Below are 25,925 nucleotides of genomic sequence, written 5' to 3'. Positions count from 1 at the left end.
ACAACGCGTCGCAGGCCCACAAGTGCGGGCTCTACGGGGTGAATCCCCGCATACGTTGTGGAGTTGCCCTGGGAGGGACATACTGCTTCGCCAGGTGAGAGCGCTCCCTACACGGGACAGCCATGGACAGCCGGCGAGGACTCCGGGTCCGGTGGCCGCGATCGCCCAGGGGGCCTGCGTCGTCTGTCAGGACGAGCCGCGCCGGATCAGTTCCGTGGGGAGCACCAGGCGGGACTGGTCGGGCGTACCGTCCCGGCCGTCGGCGCTGTACTGCTCCCCGGTGTCCTCTTGGGCGCGGGCCATCAGGTCCAGCAGCATCCGGACCATGGCGCGCCCCATCTCCTCGATCGGCTGCCGTACGGTCGTCAGCGGCGGATCCATGTGCCGGGCTACCGCCGAGTCGTCGAACCCGACGAGCGCCACGTCCCCCGGCACGTCCCGCCCGGCCTCCCGCAGCGCCAGCCGGGCACCGGCGGCCATCACGTCAGAGGCGCAGAAGACCGCGTCCACCTCCGGGTCCCGCCTCAGCAGTTCCAGCATGCCGCGGTGCCCGCCTTCCTCGGTGAAGTCGCCCTGTACGACGAGGCGTTCGTCCGGCCGGTCGCTCGTCCCTCCTGCCGCGCGGAGCGCTTCGTGGTAGCCGTCGAGCCGGCAGCGGGCCGCGTACATGTCCAGCGGTCCGGTGATGGTGGCGACCTTCCGGCGCCCCCGACCGAGCAGATGCTCGACGGCGATCTGGGCGCCGAGGAGGTTGTCCGAGTCGACGTAGGACAGTCGCTCGGCGTGTGAGCGGCGGCCGTTGAGCACCGCGGGCATACCGACGTCCCGCAGCAGGTCGGGCAGCGGATCGTCACCGTGCACCGACACCAGCAGTACGCCGTCCACGCGGTGTGCCGCGGCGTACTGCGCGAAGCGTTCGCGCCCCCGCTGGTCGCGGATGAGGGTCAGCAGGAGCTGCATATCCGTGTCGCCGAGCTCGGTGCTCACTCCGCGCAGGATCTCGGAGAAGTAGGGCTCTGCGAAGAGCCGGTTCTCCCCTTCGGGTACGACGAGGGCGATGGCGTCCATGCTTCCGGCGGCCAGCGCCCGGGCTGCACGGTTGGGGACGTAGCCCAGCTCGGCCACGGCGGCCTGAACCGCGGCACGGGTGCGCTCGCTGACCCGCGGGGAGCCGTTGATCACCCGGGAGGCCGTCCCCCGGCCGACGCCCGCACGCGCGGCGACCTGTTCCAGGGTGGGGCCGGACTTCACCGGCCCGGGCCTCCCGGCGCCTTCCGCGCGGGCTGCTGGCATGGACGCGTCCTCCTTCTCTCCCCTGCCCTGGCGGGCGCGGTTCCCGCCCTGGTGGGCGCCGTCGTCCGTGGGTCGCTCTTGCGTGACGGGCCCATTGAACTACATCGGGACCGATTCGGCTCCGGGAGCGCTCCCTTGGCGTATCTCTTGACGTGCGGCCTCCCCTCGCGCATGCTGCAACGCATCGATGGGAGCGCTCCCACATCACAGCTGCGCCGGGAGCGGCTTCCTGCTTCACGCGGGTCCGGGAGGGACGGCACAGCCATGCGTACGACGAGGAAGAGAACCACGCGGAGCCCACTCCGCAGCCGGCCCGTCACCTACGGCCTCGCGGCCGTGCTGGGGGCTGGGTTACTCGCCGGGTGCGCCGAGGACAGCGGCGGCTCCGACAGCGGCAACGGCAAGACCACCGTCTCGGTGGGGGTGTTCGGCGTCTTCGGCTACAAACAGGCCGGCCTCTACGACGCGTACGAGAAGCTCCACCCGAACATCCGGATCAAAGAGAACTCGACGGAACGCAACGAGGACTACTACCCGGCACTGCTCAACCACCTCTCCGCCAACAGTGGGCTGAGCGACATCCAGGCCGTCGAGGTCGACAACATCAGCGAGGTCGCCGGTCTGCACTCGGACAAGCTCGTCGACATGGCCAAGGTCGACGGAGTACGCGAGTCCGACTGGCTGGACTGGAAGTGGAACCAGGCGAAGGCCGAGAACGGCCAGGTCGTCGGCCTGGGCACGGACATCGGCCCGATGGGCGTCTGCTACCGCAAGGACCTGTTCGAGAAGGCCGGGCTGCCCACCGAACGGGACGAGGTCGGCAAGCTGTGGTCGGGCGACTGGGAGAAGTACGTCGACACCGGCGAGAAGTACATGAAGTCGGCGCCCAAGGGCACCGCGTTCACCGACGGCGCCGCCGGTCTGTACAACGGGGCCGTCTCCAGCTACCCGGTCAAGTACTACAACGCCGACGGCAAGCTGATCTACAAGAAGAGCAAGGCCGTCCGCGAGTCCTGGGACCTGGCCATGCGGGCCGTCAAGGGCAAGATGACCGGCAAGCTCAAGCAGTTCGACAAGGAGTGGGACCAGGCGTACGCCAACGGCGACTTCGCCAGCGTCATCTGCCCGCCCTGGATGCTGGGCTACATCAAGGAGAAGGCCGGCGACAAGGGCGCCGGAAAGTGGGATGTGGCAGCGGCGCCGAAGCCCGCGAACTGGGGCGGCTCCTTCCTGACCGTCCCCAAGGGCGGCAAGAACGAGAAGGAAGCCGTCAAGCTCGCCAAGTGGCTCACCGCGCCCGAGCAACAGGCCAGGCTGTTCGAGAAGCAGGCCAGCTTCCCCAGCTCGAAGACCGCCTACGCGCTTCCCAAGGTCGAGGGCGCCAAGCACCCGTACTTCGACCAGGCACCCATCGGAGAGATCTTCTCCAAGGCCGCCGAGGGCATTCCCACCATCCCGCTCGGCCCGAAAGACCAAGTGATCAAGACGACCATCTCGGACATCGGCATCCTCCAGGTGGAACAGCAGGGCAAGAAGCCCGAGGAGGGCTGGAACGCCGCGGTGAAGAAGATCGATGACGTCGTCGAGGACTGAGCCACTCCCCCGCGTCCGGGCAGCCGGGCGTCCCGTTCCGGCGGACGGCGACCGCAAGCGCTCCGAAGGGCGCCGCGAGCGCTCCGAGGGGCCCCGCGGGCGCCGCCACCGGTGGGACGCCCGGTGGAGCCCCTACGCCTTCATCGCACCGTTCTTCCTCTTCTTCGCCGCCTTCGGCCTCTTCCCGCTGCTGTACACGGGCTGGGCGTCGCTGCACCGGGTCTCGCTGCACGACCCCACGCGTATGGAGTGGGTCGGGATGCGCAACTTCTCCCGGCTGCTGGAGGACGACTTCTTCTGGAACGCGCTGCAGAACACCTTCACCATCGGCGTGATGTCGACGGTGCCGCAGTTGCTGATGGCCCTGGGCCTGGCCCATCTGCTCAACTACAAGCTGCGCGGGTCGACGTTCTTCCGCGTCGCCATGCTCACTCCGTACGCCACCTCGGTCGCCGCCGCGACGCTGGTGTTCACGATGCTGTTCGGCCGCGACTACGGGATGATCAACTGGGGGCTCGGGCTGATCGGCGTCGATCACATCGACTGGGAGAACGGCACCTGGACCTCGCAGCTGGCCGTCTCGTCCATCGTCATCTGGCGGTGGACCGGCTACAACGCGCTGATCTACCTCGCCGCCATGCAGGCCGTCCCGGACGACCTGTACGAGTCCGCTGCGCTGGACGGAGCCAACCGCTGGCAGCAGTTCCTGCACGTCACCATCCCCTCGCTGCGGCCGACGATCCTGTTCACGGTGGTCGTCTCCACCATCGGAGCCACCCAGCTCTTCGGTGAACCGCTGCTGTTCGGCGGTTCGCAGACCGGCGGCGGCTCGCACCAGTACCAGACGCTGGGGCTCTATCTGTACGAACAGGGCTGGTTCGACTTCCAGCTCGGCCGGGCCTCCGCCATCGCCTGGACGATGTTCCTGATCCTCATCGTGATCGGCCTGGTCAACTGGCTGATCGCCCGACGTCTCACCAAGACCCACTGAAGGGGGCGGGACATGCTGCCGACCACGGCCCAGCGCCGCACCCGTACGGCTACCACGACGGCCGCCGGGACCACCACCGAAGCGGCCGCCGACAAGGCCACCGGGCCGGCTCCCCGCAGGGGCACCCGGAGGGCCGGCAGTGCCGGCCGCCATCTGCACGCGGGGCGGATCACCTACGGCATCCTGCTGCTCTTCACGGCGGGTTCGCTCTTCCCGCTGATCTGGACGGCCATCGCCGCTTCCCGGAACAACCAGCGGCTGGCCGAGACGCCGCCGCCGTTCTGGTTCGGCGGCAATCTGTTCACCAACATGACCACTGCGTGGCAGGACGCGAACATGGGCAAGGCGCTGCTCAACACCACGTTCGTGGCAGGCAGCATCGCGCTGAGCACCGTCCTGTTCGCCACGCTCGCCGGATACGCGTTCGCCAAGCTCCGTTTCCGCGCCAAGAACGCGCTGCTGATGATGGTGATCGGCACGATGATGGTGCCGCCGCAGCTGAGCGTCGTACCGCTGTTCATGGCGATTGCCGAACTGGAGTGGACCAACCAACTCCAGGCGGTGATCCTGCCGATGATGGTCAACGCGTTCGGCGTCTTCTTCATGCGGCAGTATCTGGTCAACGCGCTGCCGACCGAGCTGATCGAGGCCGCGCGCGTGGACGGCGCGCACAGCCTGCGGATCGTGTGGCACGTCGTCTTTCCCGTGGCACGGCCCGCGATGGCCGTGCTGGGCATGCTGACGTTCGTACTGGCCTGGAACGAGTTCTTCTGGCCGATCATCGCGCTCACCCAGGACAACCCCACCGTCCAGGTCGCGCTGACGGGCCTCGGCCGCGGGTACATCCCCGACGAGTCCGTCATCATGGCCGGCGCCCTGCTGGGCACCCTGCCGCTGCTGGTCGCCTTCACCCTGTTCGGCAAGCAGATCGTCGGCGGTGTCATGCAGGGAGCCGTCAAGGGCTGACCCGATCCCGTGCGGCCCGGGGCGTGGAACCCGGCGCCGCACGGACGGAGCCGTGAGGGAGGTCGTGTGGGGCGGCTTTCCTCACGGCTCCCCCTCCCCCCTCTGCCCCCTCTCCCTCTGCCCTCTGCCCCCTCTCCCCCTCGACCCCCGGCACATCGCGATCCCCGGCACCTCGACGAACCAGGGCACAGCTGTGCCCGCACAAACCACGCACAAACTATGGGAGCGCTCCTATGACATCCGTGCAGGCTGACACCGCGGTGGGCACCGCCGCACCTCTCCGCTTCCCCGCCGGCTTCCTGTGGGGCGCTGCCACCGCCGCGTACCAGATCGAGGGCGCGGTACGGGAGGACGGCCGCACCCCGTCCATCTGGGACACCTTCTCCCACACCCCGGGCAAGGTGGCCGGCGGCGACACCGGGGACGTGGCCTGCGACCACTATCACCGCTACCGGGACGATGTGGCGCTGATGGCCGAACTGGGCCTGGGTGCCTACCGCTTCTCGGTCTCCTGGCCCCGCATCCAGCCGACCGGTCGCGGCCCCGCCGCACAGCGCGGGCTCGACTTCTACCGCGCACTGACCGACGAGCTCCTCGGCGCGGGCATCACCCCGGTCCTCACCCTCTACCACTGGGACCTGCCCCAGGAGCTGGAGGACGCCGGGGGCTGGCCGGAGCGCGAGACGGCGTACCGCTTCGCGGAGTACGCGGGGATCGTCGCCGAAGCGCTCGGCGACCGCGCGGAGATGTGGACCACCCTCAACGAGCCTTGGTGCAGCGCCTTTCTCGGCTACGGCTCCGGGGTGCACGCACCGGGGCGTACCGACCCCGTCGCGGCGCTGCGGGCGGCGCACCACCTCAACCTCGGACACGGCCTGGCCGTCCAGGCGCTGCGGGCGGCCCTCCCGGACAGCGCCCGGATCAGCGTCAGCCTCAACCCGGCCGCCGTACGCCCCCGTACCGGGACTCCGGCCGACCAGGACGCGGCCCGCCGGATCGACGCGCTGGCCAACCGCGTCTTCACCGGCCCCATGCTGCACGGCAGTTACGACGAGGACCTGCTGACCGACACCGCCCACCTCACCGACTGGTCCTTCGTACGGGACAGCGACCCGGCCCTCGCCCACCAGCCGCTGGACGGCATCTGTGTGAACTACTACACCCCGACCGTGGTCTCCACAGCACCGGCCGGCACCGCGCCGGAGCGCAACGACGGACACGGGGGCGGAGAGCACTCGCCCTGGCCGGGCGCGGACCGGGTCGCCTTCCACCAGCCGCCCGGCAACAAGACGGCCATGGGATGGAGCATCGATCCGGGCGGCCTGACCGAACTGCTCCTCCGCTTCCACCGCGAGGCCCCGGGAACGCCGCTCTACGTGACGGAGAACGGCGCCTCCTACCCCGACGTACCGGACGCCGAAGGCCGGTTCCACGACCCCGAACGCATCGCCTACGTCCATCGCCACCTGCAGGCCGTACACCGGGCCATCCAGGAAGGCGCCGATGTGCGCGGCTACTTCGTGTGGTCGCTGCTGGACAATTTCGAGTGGGCGTGGGGCTACGACAAGCGCTTCGGCCTGGTGCACGTCGACTACGACACCCAGCAGCGCACCCCGAAATCCAGCGCTTCCTGGTACGCCGGCATCGCCCGCTCGGGAGAACTGCCGCCGGAGTGAGCGAGGGAGCACGGCGTCTCCTGGCCACCTCCACGTGTGGGCTGCGGGAGGGCTACGGCTCCCCGTCGTAGACCAGCAGCCCGTCCTCCCGCAGCCGGGCTCCCGAGGTGGGCGGGTGCTCGGTGAGGCGGCCGTCATGGGCGAGGTGCAGCACGGTCCGGCCGCGGGCCAGTACGGCGAAATCGGCGATCAGCCGCCGGTGGCAGCGCCACCACACCGACTCGCCGCACATCACGGCCGTACGGATCTCCGCGGCGTCGTACAGCAGGTCGTCCATGGCGGCGAGGAACTCGGGGCTGCGGGTGTGCCCGGCGTAACCGCGGAAGGAAGCGTTGCGCCAGAAGGTGTCGGGCGCATCCGGCGCGGCCCGCCGGAAGCCACCGAGCCGCTGCTCCCAGCGGTAGTCGATGCCCCGCTCGGGCAGCCACTCGCGGAGCGCCTCACGGTGCGCGTCGGGATTGCGCCGGCTGCCGGGCGCGGTGCGTACGTCCACCACGGACCGCACCCCGGCGTCGTCCAGCAGTCGGGCCAGCTCCTCCCGTCCGGCCGTGCCGTGGCCGACGGTCAGCAGCGGTTGCACGCTCTCCACCCGCCCAGGATGACACCGGCCCGGCGGCTCGGCCGGGCCGAGCGCTTCACACGCCGTGGCGGCGCTCCCCCGCCACCGGTTCGCCGAGGCGTGCCTCTGCCGCGGGCGAGAACGGGTCCCGGTGCGCTGCGACCGCCTGGCGGGTCTCCTCGGCGACGAGGTCGGCGTTGATCTGGGCCCCCGCGCCGGCGCCGGCCGCCGCCGCGGTGCCGACCTGCGCCGAGAGTTCGGTGACGTTACCGGCGACCCACACGCCGGGGACATCGGTGCGGCCGGTCGGGTCGGCGGGAAGGTACTCGCCGATCCCCGCCGGGTGCGGCACCGGCCGCAGTCCGAGCGGCGCCAGGAAGGCGGCGCGTGCCGACATCCGCGGGGCGACGGCCAGCGCCTCGCGGCCGACGAGAGTGCCGTCGGCGAGCCGTACCCCCGCCAGCCGGTCCTCCACGATCTCCAGGGCCGCCACCTCGCCGTCGACCACCCGGATCCCCCGGGCGGCCAGCTGCTCCGCCTCCTCGCCGGCCGGCGGCGGCAGGGTGTGGGAGAAGACCACGACATCGGCGCTCAACTGGCGGAACAGCAACGCCTGGTGCACGGTCATCGGACCGCCGGCCAGCACCCCGATTGCCCGGTCCCGGACCTCCCAGCCATGGCAGTACGGACAGTGCACCACGTCGCGGCCCCAGCGTTCCCGCAGCCCCGGCACCTCCGGCGGCTCGTCCACGAGCCCGGTGGCCACCAGCAGCCGCCGGGCCCGTACGGTCCTGCCGTCGGCCAGGTCCACGGCGAACCCGGCTTCCCCGCGGGCCGGAGGGGCGTCCTGGTGGGCCCCCGCGGGCCCGGCCTCCGCGCGGGTGACCGCCTCGACCTCGCCGGGCAAGACGTGGCCGCCGTAGCGACGGACTTCGGCCCGGCCCTGCTCCAGCAGCTCGGCCGGTGGGACGCCGTCGTGGCCCAGCAGCCCGTGCACGCCCGCGGCCGGGGCGTTGCGAGGGGCGCCGCCGTCGATCACCACCACCGAACGCCGCGCCCTGGCCAGCATCAGCGCCCCGTTCAGTCCGGCGGCACCACCGCCGATCACCACCACGTCGTAGCCGTCACTCAGCTGTTCGGTCATCATGACCACCTCCGACGGGAACTGTGCGGGCCGGCCTCGGAGAGCGGCAAATGTTGTTGCCGGTCTGGCAAGGTTGAAGCATGGACGACAATCTGGACCACGCACTGGAAGCGGTCGGCCCACGACTCCGCGCGCTGCGCAGACAGCGCGGCACCACGCTGGCCGAGCTGTCGACGAGGACCGGCATCTCGGTGAGCACGCTCTCCCGGCTGGAGTCCGGCAGCCGCCGCCCGACCCTCGAACTGCTGCTCCCACTGGCCAAAGCGCACGGCGTCACGCTCGACGAACTCGTCGACGCCCCACCCACCGGCGACCCCCGCATCCATCTGCGTCCGGTCTCCATGCACGGCATGACCATGCTGCCCCTGACCCGCCGGGCCGGCGGCATCCAGGCGTACAAACTCGTCATCCCGCCCAGCAGCTCCCCCCAGGAGCCCGAGCTGCAGACCCACGACGGCTACGACTGGGTCTACGTGCTCAACGGACGGCTGCGGCTCGTCCTCGGCGAACACGACCTGGAGCTCGCTCCGGGTGAGGCGGCCGAGTTCGACACCCGCGTACCGCACTGGTTCGGCGCCGCGGCGGCCGAACCGGTCGAGATCCTCAGCCTGTTCGGCCGCCAGGGCGAACGCACCCACCTCCGCGCCCGCCCCAGCACGGCACCCTCCGGGTAGCGCTTGTCCGCATCCTGCACACCCGGCATGGGGCTGCGCCTCCGAAGCGGCGCGGGGAACGGCGCGCCCGGCCACGACGCAAAAGGTGTCGCGCGGCTGCCGACAGCGGATCAGGATGGCGGATATGCAGCAGATCGAGTTCCTGAACTACCCCAGCTCCGCCCCCGCTTCCCAAGGCCCGGAGGAGTCCGTGTACGGGTTCCGTATCGACGGGACGGACCTGCGGGTGAGCGTCGCCGAGGCGACCCGGGCACTGTGGGCTCAGGAGGGCCACGAGCAGACCCCGGCCGAGCAGGAGGAATTCCTGCTGACCCAGCACGACGGGCTCTCCCTCTCCGAGATCGGCGATCCCGTACGGCACTTCCTCGGTGACCCCGCCCCGGAGTTCGCGGACTCCGCGAGCGGCTCCACCGTGGTACTCGGCTGTTCCTGCGGCATCTGGGGCTGCTGGCCACTGATGGCCCGCATCACCACCACCGCCGGGACCGTCACCTGGTCGGCCTTCCGGCAGCCGTTCCGCAAGCAGTGGGGTGAGTTTGCCATCGGGCCGTACGTTTTCGACCGTGCCGCCTACAAGACGGCGCTCACCAGGCCCGTCCAGCTCACCGCCGACCCACTGGCGGTACCGGACTGACCCGGCGACGATCACGCATCCACGGGCTGGTGCTCGAGGACGGCTTCGATGAGGCCGGGCTCCGCCTGCGGGAAGTCCATCGGAACGATGCCGAGCCCGGTCCGCCCGGCCATCTCGGACCCGCTGAGGAATTCCCGCACCTGCGGGTTGAGACGGTCCGCGTTCCAGACGGGCGGCAGCCCCGCGGCCGTGCTCACGAAGTTGATGTAGAAGGGGCCGGGGCGCGCCGCCGCCTCGCGGAACTGCTCCGTGATCTTCGGGTACTTGGCGAACGGCTCCGCCTGGTAGTCGTCCTGGATGTCGAAGATTTCGGAGTCCCCCCAACGGACGCCCGGCAGCCCGCCGTTGTCGGCGAGCAACACCACCTTGCCGCGCGCCTCACCCAGCGTCGGCAGCGTGCCGTCGAGCCGGAAGAGGGAACGCCAGCCCTTCTCGTCCAGGTACACGTCGAAGATCCGCCGGAACTCCTCGTCGCCGACGGTCGAGTACTCCTGCTTCACCCGCATCAGGACCGTCTCGCCCGGATGCGCGGCGAGGAAGTCACGGCAGGCGATTAGCACATCGCCGAACATCAGGTGCTGGAAGAACGCACCATGATGGATGGCGAACACCCCGTCGATGGCCCGGCAGCGTACGTCCAGGAACCGGATTCCGGCCGCCAGTTGCTCGGCGATCGAGGTGTCCTGGCACTCCACCCAGGCCCCTCCGTGCCGCGCCCCCGAGTCGTGACTGCCGGGAATCGTCAGTGAGCGCAGCTGGGTCGATGCCCCCAGCGCCGCCATCCAGTCCTGGGGCGCGACCCGCGTACGGGCGCGAGCGCGCACCCCGTCCTGCGCCGCGGCCACGCCACCGCCGCCCGCATACGCCAGCACCCCCGCTGCCGGCAACACAGCCGTACCCCTCAAGAACGCCCGCCTGTCCATTCCCGAACTCCCCCGCATTCCCGCGCCGATGTCGGCGGACATCATGGTTCACAGTGTGACGCGGGGGAAGTGTGCGAGAGGGGTGGTGACCGTACGACGGCTTCGCTGTGACGGGGTCACGACATCCAGCGGCCCGCAGCGCCCTGACCACGCGGCAAGCGGCAACCGGCAAGCGCACCGGGGCGCCTGACCCGGCGTCGCCGGTGCCGCCCGTACGATCGGCGGAACGGCAGGTGGCGGCGGGGAGGCGGCAGAGGGCGGAGGCGGAGAGCGACCATGGAAGCGCGACAGCACGCGATGCCCGGCGCCGGTACCGTCGGTTTCCGTTCCACCACCGGGCGCTGGGTCCTTTTGGCGACCGTGCTCGGCTCGGCCATGGGCTTCCTCGACGCGACCGTCGTCAACGTGGCGCTGCCGGCGATCGGGCGGGACGTCGGTGCGGATGTGTCGGAACTCCAGTGGGTGCTCGACGGCTATCTGCTCACCCTCGCCGCGCTCATCCTGCTCGGCGGCTCCCTCGCGGACCGCTACGGGCGCAGGCGGGTCTTCACCCTCGGGGTCGTCTGCTTCATGATCCCGTCCGTGCTGTGCGCGGTGGCTCCCACCGCCGGGGTCCTCATCATCGCCAGGGCCTTGCAGGGCGTCGGCGCCGCGCTGCTCACGCCAGGGAGCCTGGCCATCATCCAGGCGACCTACCGCTCCGCGGACCGGCCCGCGGCCATCGGCGCCTGGTCCGCGCTGACCGGGGTGGCCTCGGCGCTCGGTCCGATCGTCGGCGGCTACCTCATCGAGGCGTTCTCCTGGCGGTGGATCTTCCTCATCAACGTCCCGATCGGCCTGTTCGTCATCGGGGTCACCGCCCGCCGGGTCCCGGAGAGCCGCGACCCGGCAGCGACGGGGCGACTGGACGTACGCGGTGCGGCGCTGGCGACCGTCGGGCTGGCCGGGATCACCTACGCACTGATCGAGGGGCCGCGCGGCGAGTCGCCCGGCTGGCTGACGGCCGCCTCTCTCGTCCTCGGTCTCGCCGGGCTCATCGGCCTCGCGCAAACGGAGCGCCGTGCGCCCAGCCCGATGCTGCCTCCGGGCGTCTTCACGGCGCGTCAGTTCCTCAGCGCGAACGCCGTCACCTTCGTGGTGTACGCCGCGCTGGGCGGTGTCTTCTTCCTGCTCGTCGTCTTCTTGCAGACCTCCCTCGGCTACACCCCGCTGTACGCCGGCGCGGCATCCCTGCCGGTGACGCTGCTGATGCTGGCGCTCTCCTCGCGGGCCGGGGCGCTGGCCCAGCGCATCGGGCCCCGCATCCCGCTGACGGTCGGGCCGCTGCTGCTGGCGGCCGGGATGCTGTTGATGCTCCGCATCGAGGTGGGCGAGGGCAGCGTCGGCGGCTACACCGCAGCGGTGCTGCCCGCCGTCCTCGTCTTCGGACTGGGCCTGGCCATCACGGTCGCACCGGTCACGGCGACAGCGCTGGCGGCGGCCCCCTCCGAGCACTCCGGCGTCGCGTCAGGCGTCAACAACGCCGTTTCCCGCGTCGCCCAGCTCGCGGCCGTCGCCGCACTTCCCGTACTCGCCGGGATCGGCGGCGGCGACTTCCAGGACCCGCAAGCCTTCGCGGACGGCTTCCGGACCGCCATGCTGATCACCGCGGGGCTCTCGGTGGCCGGTGCGGTGCTCGCCTTCGCGACAATCCGCAGCGATGTGCTGGCCCCCGCCCCCGCCGCGGCAGAACCGTGCCCGTACGAGTGCCCCGTCGCGGGCAGCCCCCTGCGCCCCGCACCGCGGCCGGACTCGGATGCGCCCTAGTCCTGCGCACCCGGCATGGGGGACGCGCCCCGTAAGGGGCGCGGGGAACTGCGCGACAAGCCACGACGCACCCGCAGCCTGCGGACGCCGGGCAGGGGCACCCCCTGCCCAGAACAACACCCGCCGGGCAAGCCCTACCCGACGTCCGAAAGAATCCGCCGCGCCGTGCGGCCCATCCCGTGCGGGCAGATCCAGCTGGGAACGCCGTCCACCTCGGCGGCGATGGCGGGGTGGTCGTGACCGGGGCACGGGGGCCGCGGGGTACCCCCCGTCTCCTCCAGGACCGCATCCTGGAACCGGTCGGCCAGCAGCACCACGGAGTCCGTCTCACGCGTTCCCACCGCCAGCTCCACCGAGACGGCCGAACCGTCGGCGAAGGTCAACGTGGCCACGATGTCCGTCGGCTCGGCGGCGGCAGCGGCAGCGTCGGTGCCGTCGGGCTGACGCGCGGTCACGGTAAGGGCGGCGTCGGGCGGCGCAGCCACCTGCTGGAGGACCGACTCCGCCCACTCCCTGACCAGTTCGCCGGTGATCTGCCGCCCGCTCATCGCGTCGAGCTCCGGTGCCCGGCGAGGTACTTCCGCATCAACATCCCTTGCTCTCCCCGGGTCCGGGTGATTCCGCACCCCGGTCACGGGTGCGATGGTCGATCGCGACGAGCGCGATCGTACAGCCGTGGCCCGGCCCGGACTGGTCGCCACGCAAGCCGCCCCGGTGCGCTCGTGCCCCTGAGAGCGCACGGGCCAGACCCGGGATGCCCGTCGGTACCGGCCCTCGCGGTGCGGCGCGCGTAAGTTCGTCGTCGCGGGACCGTCTCCGACAGCTGTGAGAGGCGATGGGGGCTGCATGCGGGTTGCTGCGTACGTCATCCTGCCGGCGAGCGTGCTCGTCGTGCTGGCCGGTCTGCTCGCGCCGGTACCGTCGACCGCAAGCCACGACCGCGGCGCGGGTCCGACGACCGGGCCGGGGGTCAGCCGGGGATTCGACCGGCCCGCGCGGGGCTTCGCGCCCGCCGGAACCGTACTGCGGCACGCGGCACCCACGGAGGTGGGGCTCGACCCCGCACCCATCGACGCATTTCTGCGCCGGCTCCCGAGCTGGACCGACCCGGAGCACGGTGTCGATTACCTGTTCCCGGGCGCCACCGCGCTGCTCGCGCACGACGGCGCCGTCGTCGCCCGGCGCGCGAGCGGTTACGCCGTGCGCTACACGGAACAACAGGAGCTGCCGCCGGGGCAGCGGGTACCGGCCCGTGCCGACACCATTTACGATCTGGCGTCGCTCTCGAAGCTGTTCACCACGCTCGTGGCCGTACAGCAGGTCGAGGCCGGACGGCTGCGGCTGGACGCACCCGTAGCGCGCTACCTGCCCGCGTTCGCCGCCGGCGGGAAGGGCGGCATCACCGTCGAGCAACTGCTCACCCACACCTCCGGCCTGCCGGCCGACCCCCGTCCACCGCTGTGGGAGGACAGCGGCGGGCTGGGGGCGCGGAAGGAGGCGATCCTTCAGGCCCGGCCGTTCGCCCGGCCCGGCGCCACGTACCGCTACTCCGACCTCAACATGCTCAGCTTGCAGCTGGTCCTGGAACAGGTGACGGGGCAACGGCTGGACCGTCTCGTACGGGAGGGCATCACCGAGCCGCTGCGGATGCGCGACACCGCGTACATCCCGCCCGCCACCTGGCGGCCCAGGATCGCCGCCACCTCGTACAAGGTCACTCCCGAGCGCGGGATGCTGCGCGGTTCGGTGGACGACGACAACGCCTGGGCCATGGGCGGCGTGGCCGGGCACGCCGGAGTCTTCTCCACCGTGGACGACCTCGCGGTGCTCGCCCAGGCCCTGCTCAACGGCGGTACGTACCAGGGTCGGCGGATCCTCGGCCCACACGCCGTCAGCCTGCTGGAGAAGAACTACACGAGCCGCTTCCCCAGGGACGACCACGGCCTCGGCTTCGAACTCGACCAGGCGTGGTACATGGGCGCACTGTCCTCGCCGCGGACGCTGGGGCACACCGGGTTCACCGGCACCTCACTTGTGATCGACCCCCAGTCGCGGTCGTTCGCGATCCTGCTGACCAACCGGGTGCACCCCCTCGACGAGACCCCCTCGACCAACTCCGCACGGCGTGCCCTCGCCCAGGCACTGGCCCGGTCGATCCCGGTACGGGCACCCGGGGGCGGGCGCTCATGGTTCACCGGCCCGCCCGTCGGCCAGGACAACGGTGACCCGGAATCCGACGGCGAGGAAACCGACGGACAGTACACCGACGGACGGAGCGACGGCACGCTGACGACCGGACCGCTCATGGCGGCTCCGCCACGCCATGCCGCCCGGCCGCCGCGCGATCCGGCCGGGCCGCCTCCCGGACGCGGTCGGCTGCGCATCGGCTACGACGCTTTCGTGGACATCGACGACACCGACCTGTTCGTCCTGGAACACAGCACGGACGGCGGCCGAAGCTGGCACACCGTACCGGGCACCGAACTGTCGGGGTATCACGGGCACACCTGGCAGCGGGTGCACGCACACCTGCCGACCGGTCGGTATCCGGCGGGCGTGTGGCTGCGCTGGCGCTACACCACCACCGCGCCGGGCGGCGGGCGCGGCGTGAATCTCGCCGGGGTGCTGGTGACGGACGGAGCGCGGGTGCTGCTCGACAGCGACTGCCCCGGCGCCCCGCTGACGGCGGACGGCTGGAGTGCGCTGCCCCCGCCCTGGCCACTGGCGCACGCCGCCGACCTCCCCTCGGGTGGTCTGGCCGTCGGCTGCCTGCCCGACGAGGGCGTTCACTGAAACAGGATCGGCCGTACCGGTCGGCTGGTCACCGCTTCGGAGCCGTCAGTTCGTAGGCGACCGCCGTGACCGCTCCGTAGGCCAGATGCGGCACCAGGTCGGACACCCAGTCGGCCGGCCGCCAGGTACGCGGGTCGGAGACCTTCAGCAGAGCCATCGGCACATCGGAGCCCGCCATCGCCCCCACGCCCGTGACCAGCGCGGCCAGCGGCAGCGCAGGGCGCCACGGCAGGGCACGGGACGCTCCGTACAGCGCGCCGACGCCGGCGCCGGTGAGGATGCCGAGCAGCGCGCCCGTCGCCGAGGCGCGGTTCTCCCGTGCCTCGGCGACGCCCGGTACTGGCACGTGCGTACGGTCGCTGAGACGGTCGACGACCTCCCTGGGGGCGGAGCTGCCGGCCCGGCCGCGCAGCACCATGTCCAGGTACGTGACGGCGTTCAGCGCGGTCGTACCGGCCGCTCCGGCAACAGCCCCTGCCCATGTCCGGCGCATCATGGACCGGCCGTTCCCAGGGCGGCCCGGTTCCCAAACCTCAGCCTCGGGCCTTCCGGGCCTCAGGCGGGGTGGGGAGCGAATGCCGTCACTTGAAGGGGCCTCACTCGAAGGGCGTCAGGGTGAGCTTCAGCTCCGTCGCGGCGCTGTCCTCGATGTACGAGGCGAAACCGGCCACGTCGTCGAAGGCGAAGCCGTACGCCTTGCCGTCCTCGGTGGCGGCGTGCATGGCCTTGGCGTAGTGGTGCGTGACGTCGCCCTGGTAGAAGGCGGCGGGGTCGGTGGTGGGCTGCTCGGGGGTCGAGAGCAGCGTGGTGCGGTTGAAGGCGGCACCCAGGATCGCGGCCACCGGTCCGGTTGTTCCGTCGTTGGGCGCCGCGAGGGCGCCGTCGCAGAAGAGGACGTCCTTGGTGGACGGCTTGCCGAAGGACACCTGCCCCGGGCCGGTGAAGGAGAGCTTGTCGCCGCTGACGCGGCCGGTGAAGGTGCCCGCGTTGGTGGTGACCTTCAGGTCCTTGCTCTGGTAGGCGGCCCACACCTCGTCGATGTACGAGGCGAAGTAGTCCTCGGCGAACAGGCCGGCGCCCATGCCGTGACCCGGGGCTATGACGCGCTTGTCGTCGATGACGAGCTTCGAGAACGCCTCGACGGAGCGCACCGATTCGAAGATCTTGCCCCGGGCGCCCGGCTTGAGGGTGCCGGTGGTCTGATCCTTGGCGCCCTTGAGCCCGATGCCGAGCGGCACGCTGAACATGTCGACCATGGTGGTGTTGCAGTACATCGCGCCGCCCTTGTACGTGAACTCCGCACAGTCGTGCACGATCGGGTAGTTCGGGTCCGACTCGACCCAGGCGGCAGGGTAGGCCAGGGCTGCGCCGGTGTCGGCTCCGACGGCCTTGAACTTCAGTTTCTCCCCGCAGGCGACATAGATCCGGCCGGACATCTCCGGCAGCGAGAGAGTGGTCTCGGTACCCGTCAGGGGGATGGCGTAGTCGGTGTAGCCGTCCGGGCCGTTGTCGGACAGCTGTACCGGCTTCAGTTCGCCCTCGGGCGTGACGCGGCACTGGTTCTTGCCGTCGTTGCCCACGATGTAGATGTGGACCGACCCGTTGTCGTAGGCGCCGCTGTTGTTGACGATCTTCAGTGACAGGCCGGCGGCTGCCTGCTCCTTGAAGAGCCTGCCCGCACTGGCCTGTTGGGCGACGAGCCCGGCAGCGGGTACGGCGACGGCGGCGGCTGCGGCTCCGCGGATCAGGGCGCGGCGGCTGACGGAACTCATCGGACGGGACCTCCGGAGACGGCGGGGGCGGTCAATTCGACATCGTTGTCGACCAGCAGACAGTGGCTGCCTGAACGGATGGCAAGGGCCTCAACGGCTGTGGCCGCGAAACGGTTCAACGCGGGAAAATTTCGCGCAGGCGTGGTCAACGCAGTCATGACATGCGCTCCTCTGAAGTGGGGGGTGGGTGAGCGCTCTCACGTCACGGCAATGCACGGTGCCGAAGGTCTGGACCTTCGTCAAGGGCTCGGCTGGAACCCACCCTTCCGCAGGGCGGCCGGACAACCCCTTTGGCAACGGAGGGAATTGACGCCGGTCCAGGTCAGCGGGGCGCGCGCAGGTACGCGACGGGACCTGTCCAGTCTTTTTGTCTGAGAGGCAAAATTTTTGCCCAAGCAGCAGTCGGTAAGGGGCGAGTGCCTGCCGCTGGGCCGTCTCACACCAGTGGCGGCTCGATCTGAGTGGCCGTCAGCGGGAGCTCGGCCCAGATGGTCTTGCCCTCGGGCGTGTAGCGGGTGCCCCAGTGCTGGGCGAGTTGGGCGATCAGGAACAGCCCGCGGCCCCCCTCGTCCACCGTCGTCGCCCGGCGAAGATGCGGCGCGGTGCTGCTGCTGTCGGAGACCTCGCAGGTCAAGTAGCGGTCGCAGAGCAGCCGTACGGTGACCGGCGGCGCGCCGTAGCGGATGGCGTTGGTGATGAGCTCGCTCAGGATGAGCTCCGCGGTGAAGGCGGTCTCCTCCAGGTCCCACTCGGTGAGCTGGGACATGCACGCCGCGCGGACGGGGGCGACGGCCTCCGGGTCGCTGGGCACCTCCCACTGGGCGATCCGGGAGGGCGGCAGCAGCCGGGTCTCGGCGACGAGCAGCGCGATGTCGTCCCGGTCCTCGTTGGTGCGGTCGGGCAGCAGGGCCTCCAGCAAGGCGGCGCAGGTCTGTTCAGGGCCGTGGTCGACGCGGGTGAGAGCGGCGCGCATCATGTCCATGCGGTCGTCGAGGTCGCGGCTGCGGACCTGGACCAGCCCGTTGGTGTAGAGCACCAGACGGCTGCCTTCCGGAAGGGTCAGGGTGTGCGTCTCGAACGGAGAGGTGCCCAGCCCGAGCGGCAGGTTCTCGGGGATGTCCAGGACGGCGGTGGTGACGTCGGGACACGCCAGCGCGGGCGGCGGGTGACCGGCCCTGGCCAGCTGGCACTGGCCGGACGCCGGGTCGTAGATGGCGTACAGCACGGTCGCGCCGGTGACCGGCTCGGTCTCCGGGCCGAGGGTCGGGTCCTGGTCGATACGGGCCACCAGTTCGTCCAGATGGGCGAGCAGTTCGTCCGGCGGCAGATCCAGCGAGGAGAAGTTGTGCACCGCGGTCCGCAGCCGCCCCATGGTGGCCGCCGCGTGCAGCCCGTGCCCGACCACGTCACCGACGACCAGCGCCACCCGGGCACCGGGCAGCGGGATGACGTCGAACCAGTCGCCACCCACCCCGGCCTGTGCGGGCAGATAGCGGTAGGCGGCGCTGACGGCGTTCTGTTCGGGCAGCCCGCCCGGCAGCAGGCTGCGCTGCAGCGTCACGGCGAGGCCGTGCTCCCGCGCGTAGCGGCGGGCGTTGTCCACGCACACCGCGGTGCGGGTGACGAGTTCCTCGGCCGAGGCGAGGTCCTCGGGCTGGAACGGCCGCTGGTCCCGGCGCCAGAAACTGGCCAGCCCGAACACGGTGCCTCTCGCCTGCATCGGCACGGTGATCAGCGAGTGGAAGCCTGCCTGAAGTACTTCTTCGGCCCGCTCGGGGTCGACAGTGCGCCAGCCGGCCGCGGCGGACAGATCCGGCTCGAAGACGGGCTCGACCGCTTCACCGCCGCCCGTGGGAGAGACGACGGGCGAGACGGATGGCCTGCTGCCCACGGGCTGGAGCGGGTGTGTCTCCCCCACGGCGGAGCGCAGCGCGACACGCCGCACCCGGGCGGACGCGGGGTCGGGCAGCGGTTCCTTGCCGCTGATCACGTGATCGAGCAGGTCGATGGTGACCACGTCCGCGAACTGGGGAACCGCGACCTCGGCGAGCTCCTCGGCGGTACGCACCACGTCGAGCGTCGTCCCGATCCGCAGCCCCGCCGTGTACAGCAGTTCCAGTCGCTGCGTCGCGATCTCCGCCTGCCCGGCCACCTCCCGCAGTTCGGTGGTGTCCCGCAGGGTGGCCACGCTGCCGGCCGGTCCGCCGTTCCGCCCGGTCGGGCGCTGGTTGACGGCGAGCATCCGGTCGCCGACCACATGAACCTCGTCGGTGGCGGTACGGCCCGAGGACAACAACTCCCCCACGCTCGACTCCAGCCGCAGGCCCTCGACATGCTTCCCCTGGGCCTGGTCGGGCAGCCCCAGCAGCCGGTGCGCCTCGTCGTTGGCGAGCACCAGCCGCCGTTCGCCGTCGAGCACCAGCACGCCCTCGCGTACCGCGTGCAGGACCGCGTCGTGGTGCTCGTACATCCGGGTCACCTCCGCCGGGCCCAGGCCGCGTGTCTGCCGGTTCAGCCGTCGGCTCACCAGTCCCGCACCCGCCGTCGCGAGAAGGAGCGCACCGGCGGCACCGACCGCCACCCACGGCAGCTCCCGGTTCAGCCGCGCCGAGACGGTGGTGAAGTCGACCCCCGCCGTGACCATCCCGATCACCTTGCCGTTCGGGTCCCGTACGGGCGCAACGGCGCGTACGGAGTCCTTGGGTTCGCCCTCGAACTGCTCGGTGTACGACTCACCGGCCAGCGCCCGGCTGAAGTCTCCGGAGGCCCGATCGCCGATCAGCTTCCGGATCGGGTCGCTGAGCCGCACCCCCTTCCGGTTCAGCACCGCGACGAAATCGATCCCGCACTCCTGGCCGGCCCGCTCGCTCAACGGCTGCAGCTTCTCGGTGGGCCGGGGTGACTGCAGAGCGGCTGCCGTCGAGGGCGAGACGGCCAGCGTGCCCGCACACGTCCGGGAGCGGTCCAGCGCGCTGCGGACGTCTGCGGAGCGCGCCTGCCAGGCCAGGATCACGGCTGCCGTGATCACCAGCAGCAACACGATCGCCAACTGGAGTACGAAAACCTGCCCGGCAACGCTCCGGACCGAGAACCGCGAACCGCGCTCCCCCGTCCCTGGACGCTTTAGAGTCATGCAGCATGGTTTACCGCTATTTGTCCTGAATTACCCGGACACACAGCCCGTCCATGTCTGCGACAACACGCGCGAGCCACCCGCAACCGGGTCAGGCGGAGCGGTCGTCCAGGTCTTCCAGTGCGCTGAGCCGGTGTGCCGGGGCTGTGCCCTCGGCGGCGTCGCGGAAGGCCCTGAGGCCCTCGTGGAGCACGCTGCGCGCTCTCGGCGGCATTTCCGCGAGGGTCGCCGTCAGGGCTTCCTCGCGACGGAGGCGCAGGTCGCTGAGGTACTTCCTCCCCTGGTGCGTCAGGTGCAGTTCCAGCTCCCTGCGGCTGACCTGACTGGGCAGCCGCTCCAGGAAACCGAGCGCCTGAAGGCGGTCGCACAACCGGCTGACGGAGGAGGGGGCCGAGCCCAGCATCTCCCCCAGGGTGCGCAGGTTCATGCCCTCGTCACGGTCGAGGCAGTAGAGGACCCGGAGTTGCGAGGCGGAGACGGGTGAGGAGGAGACCGCGTCGCGGCCGTGCTCCCACAGGACCTCGAGCAGTTCGATGACCTCACCGGCCGTCTCGGCCGCCGCCGGCGAGCCTCGGCGCCCCGGCTGTCCCCGGCCAAGGGGGTTCTCGCCCGTCACAGCGCCGCTCCGCACCGGCGCAACCGGTCGATGGCGGGGGTCGACGTCACGTTTCACTCCACAAGTTCGGCACTCTTGCCGCCCGGCTCTGCGAGGCTCCCTCGCCGCAGTCAAGGGCCGGGGAGAGCCTATCCCTCCGCGTACTCCGCGCGACAGGCCCGCATCGGCACCCCGCCGGCCAGGCCCTTCGAGCCTCAGTTGTCATTCGGCAAACGTTTCCGTGCGACGATAATGTACGGATCCGGCCCGCGGGGGAAGCAGTGCCCCCTGCCCGGCCGCTGCACACATGGCAGACGGAGAAGCAGGAGACGTGAACAGATTCGCCGTGGTCGAGCGGGCCCTGCGCACCGCCGCCCCGCACACACTGGTGGACGTGGTCAAAGAGGCACTGCGAGAGCACTACGGCGCCGTCGACGCCGAGTTGCGCCTGGCCGACTACGGTATGCGCACCCTGCACGTGGTGGAACCGGAGCCACTCACCGCAGAGCCGCTCCCCATCCACAACAGCCCGCAGGGCCGGGCTCTGCGGGCCCCCGAACCCGTCGTACTGACCGACCGGGCGACGAACACCGTGGCGGTGCATCTGCCGGTGAGCGTACGGGGCGACCGGCTGGGAGTGCTGTCCGTGACCCTGCCCCGCGACACCCACGCCGTCAGCCTGCTGCCGGAGCTGGGAGACCTGTGCATCGCTCTCGGCCACGAGATCACGGTCGCCGAGCGGGACACGGACCTCTATCAGCGGGCGCGCCGGGCCACCCGGCTGACCGTCGCAGCCGAGATGCAGTGGCAACTGCTGCCCGGCCACTCCTTCCGGCGCGAAGAGTTCGCCCTGGGCGCCCACTTGGAGCCCGCCTACTCCGCCTCCGGTGACAACGTCGACTGGTCGGTCTCCGCCGAGCACCTGACCGTCACCGTCACCAACGGCATGGGCGAGGGGGTCGAGGCCGCGCTGCTGACCACCCTGGCCGTCAGCGCGCTGCGCAACGCACGCCGCGCCGGACTCGGCCTCGCCGACCAGGCGGCCCTCACCGACCAGGCCGTATACGCCCACTACCGGGGCTCGGCGTATGTCTCGATGGTGCTGTTCCGGTTCGAACTCGCCACCGGGGAGGTGGAGATCGTCGAGGCGGGCTCGCCCCGCGCCTGGCTGTGCCGGGACGCCAAGGTCGACAGTCTCGTCTTCGACGCACAGCTGCCACTGGGCATGTTCGAGGACACCCCCTACGTGACGGAGCACTTCCGCGTACAGCCCGGCGACCGGCTGCTGCTGGCGACCGACGGTGTCTACGAGCCGCTCTCCCGCGCCGGTGAGCCCTTCGGCGACCACGCCCTGGCCCGCTCCCTCACCGCCAACCGGCTGCTGCCCCCGGCCCAGGTGGCACGGGCGGTCTTCCGCGATCTCGCCGGCCACCGGGGCGAGGGCCCGCTCGAGGACGACGCCCTCGTCGTATGCGTCGACTGGTACGGACGCGAAGGACGCAACGGCACCGGATGAGGCGGGAGCTGACAGCCGCCGCACAGGTTCAGCACAGGTGGATGACAGGACGGTCCGCGATGTTCGGTCCACAACGGATCTGAACGAGAGCGGACTTCAGCATGAGCACCCTCACCTCTTCCGGCAGCGCGGCGGACGCGCCCCGCGCGGGCGCAGATCCCGCCGCTGGACGCCGCGACCCCCTCGGCGACCGGCTCCGGGCCAGGTCACGGCTCCGACGGGCCGGACGGCCGCGCTGGGAGGGCCCCGCGTTCTGGACGCTGCTGGCGGCCACCGCGGTGCTGTACCTGTACGGGCTCGGCGCCTCGGGTTACGCCAACTCCTTCTACTCCGCCGCTGCGCAGGCCGGCGGGGTGAGCTGGAAGGCGTTCCTCTTCGGCTCGCTGGACGCGGGCAATGCCATCACCGTCGACAAACCACCGGCCGCGCTGTGGCCGATGGCTCTGTCCGTCCGGCTCTTCGGCCTCGGCTCCTGGCAGATCCTGGTACCGCAGGCGCTGCTGGGCGTCGCCTCCGTGGGCGTGCTGTACTCCGCCGTACGCCGCCGCTCCGGACCGGCCGCCGGGCTGCTCGCCGGGGCGCTGCTGGCGCTCACCCCGGTGGCGGCGCTGATGTTCCGGTTCAACAACCCGGACGCCCTGCTGTGCCTGCTCATGGTGGCGGCGCTGTGGTGCATGGGGCGGGCCATGGAGGACGCCCGCACCAGGTGGCTGGTGCTGGCGGGCGCCTGCTTCGGTTTCGGCTTTCTGGCCAAGGCGCTGCAGGCGTGGCTGATCCTGCCGGTGGCGGCGCTGGTGTATCTGGTGTGCGGGCCAACCCGGCTGCGCCGCCGGATCGGGCAACTGCTGTGCGGCGGGCTGGCGACGCTGGTCACGGCGGGCTGGTGGGTGGCCCTCGTGGAACTGTGGCCCGCCTCCTCGCGGCCGTACATCGGCGGCTCGCAGGAGAACAGCTTCCTGGACCTGACCTTCGGCTACAACGGCTTCGGCCGGCTCACCGGTGACGAGACCGGCAGCGTCGGCGGCGGAGGCGGCCGGGGCCCCGGTGGCGGCGGGGGCGCCTGGGGTCAAACGGGCCTGGGGCGGCTGTTCGGCGACGCCATCGGCGGGCAGATCGCCTGGCTGCTCCCGGCCGCGCTGCTGCTTCTCGTAGCGGGCCTGGTACTGACCCGCCGGGCAGCGCGTACGGACGCGCTCCGGGCCGCGTTCCTGCTGTGGGGCGGCTCGCTGCTGATCACCGCTGTGACCTTCAGCTTCATGTCGGGGATCTTCCACGAGTACTACACCGTCGCGCTCGCGCCCTGTCTCGCGGCCGTGGTGGCCATGGGGGCCACGGCCCTGTGGCGGGAGCGGAGCCGCTTCCTGTGGAACGCCGTCCTGGCGGCAGCGGTCGCGGGCACGGCCGTGTGGGCGTTCGTACTGCTGGGCCGGGCGGCCGACTGGCTGCCGTGGCTGCGCTGGACCGTGCTGGTGGCCGGTCTGTCGGCGGCCTGCGGGCTGCTGGCGGCCACTGTGCTGCCGCGCAGGCCGGCCGCGGCGGTCGCCACGCTGGGCTTGCTCGCCGCGGTCGCCGGGCCGGTGGCGTACACGCTGAGCACCGTCGGTACGCCGCACACCGGCTCGATCGTCACCGCGGGTCCCGCTGTGAGCCGGGGCGGCGGCCCGCCCGGGATGCCGGGCGGCGGCAAGGGGATGCCGGGTCCGGGCCAGGGACCAGGGGCCCAGCAGGGCGGCGGGCCGGGCCGGGGCGGGGCGCAGGGCCAGAACGGCGGACCGGGCCAGGGCGGGGCGCAGGGCTTCCCCGGCGCCGGGAAGGGCAGCCAGCAAGGCACCGGCGGCCGGCAGGGAACGCCGCCTGCCACCGGTGGCGGCGCGCAGGGCCAGGGCACGCGGGACGGCGCGGGCGGCGCCGGAGGCTCCGGCGGAGGAATGGGCGGGCTGCTCAACGGCAGCAAGGTCTCGGCGAAGGCGGAATCGCTGCTGCGCAAGAACGCCGCCTCGTACACCTGGGCCGCGGCGGCCATCGGCTCGCAGAACGCGGCAAGCTACCAACTCTCCACCGGGCTACCGGTGATGGCGATCGGCGGCTTCAACGGCACCGACCCCTACCCGAGCCTCGCCCAGTTCAAGAAGTACGTGGCGCAGGGCAAGATCCACTACTTCCTCGCCGGTTCGCAAGGTGGCCCCGGCGGAGGCGAGGGCACCTCGTCCGAGATCAGTTCCTGGGTGACGCAGAACTACACCAAGGTGAAAGCGGGCAACACCACGTTCTACGACCTGACGCAGCCGAAGTAGGCAGCAGAGGGCTGCGGCCCGACCGTCGGCGGGGCGGCGCGTCCGAACCGGGCGCCCGCCTCGCCGACGCTCGGCAGCCCTCGCCCGGACGACTGTCCTTGCCCGGACCATTGACGGATCCATGGGTGGAGTTCTAGGTTCCCGGGATCGAAAGGAAGCTTTCCTAACGATTGCCGCCCGCGCACCCGACGCCCGGACGGCCCGGACGCCCCTGACAACCCCGGACAGACAGGGCACCACCATGGCCACACACTCCGGCCCGAGCGGCATAGCAGGGACCCCCGGCACCCCTCGCGTGCTGCGCGCGATGAACGACCGCGCCGCGCTCGATCTGCTGGTCGCCCACGGCCCGCTCACCCGCACCCGGATCAGCGAGCTGACCGGACTGTCCAAGCCCACCGCCTCCCAACTCCTTGGCAGGCTCGCGGAGATGGGCCTGGTACGCACCCGCAGCAAGGAGCGTGGCAGGCCCGGCCCCAACGCACTGCTGTACGAGATCGAGCCGACGGCCGCCCACGTGGCCGCGCTGTCGGCCGATCCGCACGGCATCTCGGCGGTGGTCGCCGACATCACCGGCACCGTCGTCGGCCGCGCCCGCGTGGAGGCGGACTCCGTGGCCGAGGACGTACAGCACCGCACCGCGCAGTTGGTCAAGGAGGCCGTCGACGGGGCCCTGCGGGAGGCCCGGCCGGTGCCGACGGAACCGCACATCACAGTCATCGGTACGCCCGGCGCGCTCGATCCGCACTCGGGCGAGCTGCGCTACGCCCCGCACCTGCCCGGCTGGCACTCCCGTACGCTGCGCGCCGAGCTGGCCGAGGTGCTGGGCACCCCGGTGACGATCGAGAACGATGTGAACCTCGCGGCCATGGCGGAACAGCACGCGGGCGCGGCCCAGGACCACGACGACTTCACCCTCGTCTGGGTGGACAACGGCACGGGCGCCGCCATCGTCGTGGGCGGCACCCTGCTGCGCGGGGCCACCGGCGGGGCCGGGGAGATCGGCTACATGCCGCTGCCCGGCGCGCCGCTCGCCCGCGGCGGGCCCGGCGAGTACGCCGCGTCGAACGCCGGCGGTGGCTTCCAGAGCCTGGTCTCGGTGCCGGCCGTATGCCGTCTCGCGAACGGCAAGCCACTGGCCGACGCGCTGGCGGACCCGGTCGTACGCGAGGAGACGGCGCGCCGGCTGGCGAACGGGATCGCCGCCGTGGTCGCGGTCGTCGACCCGCAGCTCGTCGTGCTGTCCGGTGCCGTGCCACGGACCGGCGGCGAGGAGCTGCGAGCGCTGGTGGAGCGGGAGTTGACCGGGCTCGCGCTGCCCCGGCCGCTGCTGAGGTTGAGCGAGCTGGAGGACGACCCGATCCTGAGCGGTGCCCTGCTGTCCGCGCTGGCGCTGGCGCGCGACGAGGTGTTCGACACCGCCTGAGCAGCATCCGCCAGCCCCTCCCCCTCCCGCCATGGAGACCGCCATGCCGCCGCCCTGGCGGCGGAACGGCTATCCCTGCGCTGCTCCGCAGGGGTCCGATTCCTCTCCGCCCTGAAGGGCGGGGTTCTCTCGGAGGA

At 71.4% G+C, this 25,925-nt stretch carries 20 protein-coding genes; 11 read left to right on the top strand and 9 right to left on the bottom strand.

The window, feature by feature from the left end:
• Positions 1–186 precede the first annotated feature (186 nt).
• Positions 187–1,293 carry a LacI family DNA-binding transcriptional regulator gene (locus tag ACTWQF_RS19760; protein WP_443280893.1) on the bottom strand — a complete coding sequence of 369 codons (1,107 nt, stop codon included), beginning with the start codon at positions 1,291–1,293 and terminating at the stop codon, positions 187–189.
• Positions 1,294–1,557: 264 nt separating this feature from the next.
• On the opposite strand from ACTWQF_RS19760, the gene ACTWQF_RS19755 reads away from it, so the two are divergent.
• The 4 genes from ACTWQF_RS19755 (at position 1,558) to ACTWQF_RS19740 (ending at position 6,519) form a co-directional block, all read left to right on the top strand.
• Positions 1,558–2,886 (top strand): ABC transporter substrate-binding protein, encoded by a 1,329-nt coding sequence (locus tag ACTWQF_RS19755; RefSeq protein ID WP_443280892.1) that lies wholly within the window; start codon positions 1,558–1,560, stop codon positions 2,884–2,886.
• On the top strand, positions 2,867–3,877 hold the full coding sequence (locus ACTWQF_RS19750; RefSeq protein ID WP_443280890.1) for a carbohydrate ABC transporter permease: 1,011 nt from the start codon (positions 2,867–2,869) through the stop codon (positions 3,875–3,877). Before ACTWQF_RS19755 ends, ACTWQF_RS19750 begins: the two co-directional genes overlap by 20 nt.
• A gap of 12 nt (positions 3,878–3,889) precedes the next feature.
• Positions 3,890–4,843, top strand: coding sequence for a carbohydrate ABC transporter permease (locus tag ACTWQF_RS19745; protein WP_443280889.1), 954 nt, complete (start codon positions 3,890–3,892; stop codon positions 4,841–4,843).
• 233 nt (positions 4,844–5,076) lie between these two features.
• Positions 5,077–6,519, top strand: coding sequence for a GH1 family beta-glucosidase (locus tag ACTWQF_RS19740; RefSeq protein WP_443280888.1), 1,443 nt, complete (start codon positions 5,077–5,079; stop codon positions 6,517–6,519).
• 52 nt (positions 6,520–6,571) lie between these two features.
• Here the strand turns inward: ACTWQF_RS19740 and ACTWQF_RS19735 are convergent, their stop codons facing one another.
• Complete coding sequence (locus tag ACTWQF_RS19735) at positions 6,572–7,108, bottom strand: DUF488 domain-containing protein (protein ID WP_443280887.1); 537 nt, start codon at positions 7,106–7,108, stop codon at positions 6,572–6,574.
• A gap of 46 nt (positions 7,109–7,154) precedes the next feature.
• Entirely contained in the window at positions 7,155–8,222 is a 1,068-nt protein-coding gene (locus tag ACTWQF_RS19730; RefSeq protein ID WP_443280973.1) for an NAD(P)/FAD-dependent oxidoreductase, read from the bottom strand.
• 80 nt (positions 8,223–8,302) lie between these two features.
• Here ACTWQF_RS19730 and ACTWQF_RS19725 point away from each other — a divergent pair, with 80 nt between their 5' ends.
• Both ACTWQF_RS19725 and ACTWQF_RS19720 read left to right on the top strand, forming a co-directional pair.
• A complete protein-coding gene (locus ACTWQF_RS19725) occupies positions 8,303–8,896 on the top strand; it encodes a helix-turn-helix domain-containing protein (RefSeq protein ID WP_443280886.1) in 594 nt (197 codons plus the stop codon).
• A 124-nt stretch (positions 8,897–9,020) separates the two neighbouring features.
• Positions 9,021–9,530 (top strand): hypothetical protein, encoded by a 510-nt coding sequence (locus tag ACTWQF_RS19720; RefSeq protein WP_443280885.1) that lies wholly within the window; start codon positions 9,021–9,023, stop codon positions 9,528–9,530.
• An 11-nt stretch (positions 9,531–9,541) separates the two neighbouring features.
• Here ACTWQF_RS19720 and ACTWQF_RS19715 read toward each other — a convergent pair whose 3' ends face one another.
• On the bottom strand, positions 9,542–10,453 hold the full coding sequence (locus ACTWQF_RS19715; protein WP_443280972.1) for a phosphatidylinositol-specific phospholipase C: 912 nt from the start codon (positions 10,451–10,453) through the stop codon (positions 9,542–9,544).
• A gap of 276 nt (positions 10,454–10,729) precedes the next feature.
• Here ACTWQF_RS19715 and ACTWQF_RS19710 point away from each other — a divergent pair, with 276 nt between their 5' ends.
• A complete protein-coding gene (locus ACTWQF_RS19710) occupies positions 10,730–12,259 on the top strand; it encodes a DHA2 family efflux MFS transporter permease subunit (protein ID WP_443280884.1) in 1,530 nt (509 codons plus the stop codon).
• Between the two features lie 134 nt (positions 12,260–12,393).
• Here the strand turns inward: ACTWQF_RS19710 and ACTWQF_RS19705 are convergent, their stop codons facing one another.
• Positions 12,394–12,807: a hypothetical protein gene (locus ACTWQF_RS19705; RefSeq protein WP_443280882.1), complete on the bottom strand. Its 414-nt coding sequence runs from the start codon at positions 12,805–12,807 to the stop codon at positions 12,394–12,396.
• 298 nt (positions 12,808–13,105) lie between these two features.
• Between ACTWQF_RS19705 and ACTWQF_RS19700 the strand changes: the two genes are divergently transcribed.
• On the top strand, positions 13,106–15,052 hold the full coding sequence (locus tag ACTWQF_RS19700; RefSeq protein ID WP_443280881.1) for a serine hydrolase domain-containing protein: 1,947 nt from the start codon (positions 13,106–13,108) through the stop codon (positions 15,050–15,052).
• A gap of 28 nt (positions 15,053–15,080) precedes the next feature.
• Here ACTWQF_RS19700 and ACTWQF_RS19695 read toward each other — a convergent pair whose 3' ends face one another.
• The 4 genes from ACTWQF_RS19695 to ACTWQF_RS19680 form a co-directional block, all read right to left on the bottom strand.
• A complete protein-coding gene (locus ACTWQF_RS19695) occupies positions 15,081–15,548 on the bottom strand; it encodes a hypothetical protein (RefSeq protein WP_443280880.1) in 468 nt (155 codons plus the stop codon).
• A gap of 100 nt (positions 15,549–15,648) precedes the next feature.
• Positions 15,649–16,824 (bottom strand): glycoside hydrolase family 64 protein, encoded by a 1,176-nt coding sequence (locus ACTWQF_RS19690; protein WP_443280879.1) that lies wholly within the window; start codon positions 16,822–16,824, stop codon positions 15,649–15,651.
• 436 nt (positions 16,825–17,260) lie between these two features.
• Positions 17,261–19,957, bottom strand: coding sequence for a SpoIIE family protein phosphatase (locus tag ACTWQF_RS19685; RefSeq protein ID WP_443280878.1), 2,697 nt, complete (start codon positions 19,955–19,957; stop codon positions 17,261–17,263).
• A gap of 91 nt (positions 19,958–20,048) precedes the next feature.
• Positions 20,049–20,573, bottom strand: a complete 525-nt coding sequence (locus ACTWQF_RS19680; RefSeq protein WP_443280877.1) for a MarR family winged helix-turn-helix transcriptional regulator — start codon at positions 20,571–20,573, stop codon at positions 20,049–20,051.
• 310 nt (positions 20,574–20,883) lie between these two features.
• Here ACTWQF_RS19680 and ACTWQF_RS19675 point away from each other — a divergent pair, with 310 nt between their 5' ends.
• The 3 genes from ACTWQF_RS19675 to ACTWQF_RS19665 all read left to right on the top strand — a co-directional run bounded on the left by ACTWQF_RS19675 (position 20,884) and on the right by ACTWQF_RS19665 (position 25,788).
• On the top strand, positions 20,884–22,068 hold the full coding sequence (locus ACTWQF_RS19675) for a PP2C family protein-serine/threonine phosphatase (RefSeq protein WP_443280876.1): 1,185 nt from the start codon (positions 20,884–20,886) through the stop codon (positions 22,066–22,068).
• 101 nt (positions 22,069–22,169) lie between these two features.
• Positions 22,170–24,362, top strand: coding sequence for an ArnT family glycosyltransferase (locus ACTWQF_RS19670; protein ID WP_443280875.1), 2,193 nt, complete (start codon positions 22,170–22,172; stop codon positions 24,360–24,362).
• Between the two features lie 241 nt (positions 24,363–24,603).
• A complete protein-coding gene (locus ACTWQF_RS19665; RefSeq protein ID WP_443280874.1) occupies positions 24,604–25,788 on the top strand; it encodes an ROK family protein in 1,185 nt (394 codons plus the stop codon).
• The last annotated feature ends 137 nt before the right edge of the window (positions 25,789–25,925 follow it).

The sequence above is a fragment of the Streptomyces sp. 8N114 genome (assembly GCF_052245835.1).
In the GTDB taxonomy this organism is placed as follows: domain Bacteria; phylum Actinomycetota; class Actinomycetes; order Streptomycetales; family Streptomycetaceae; genus Streptomyces.
Note: the sequence above shows the minus strand (reverse complement) of the source record. Positions and strands in the feature narration are given on the sequence as shown.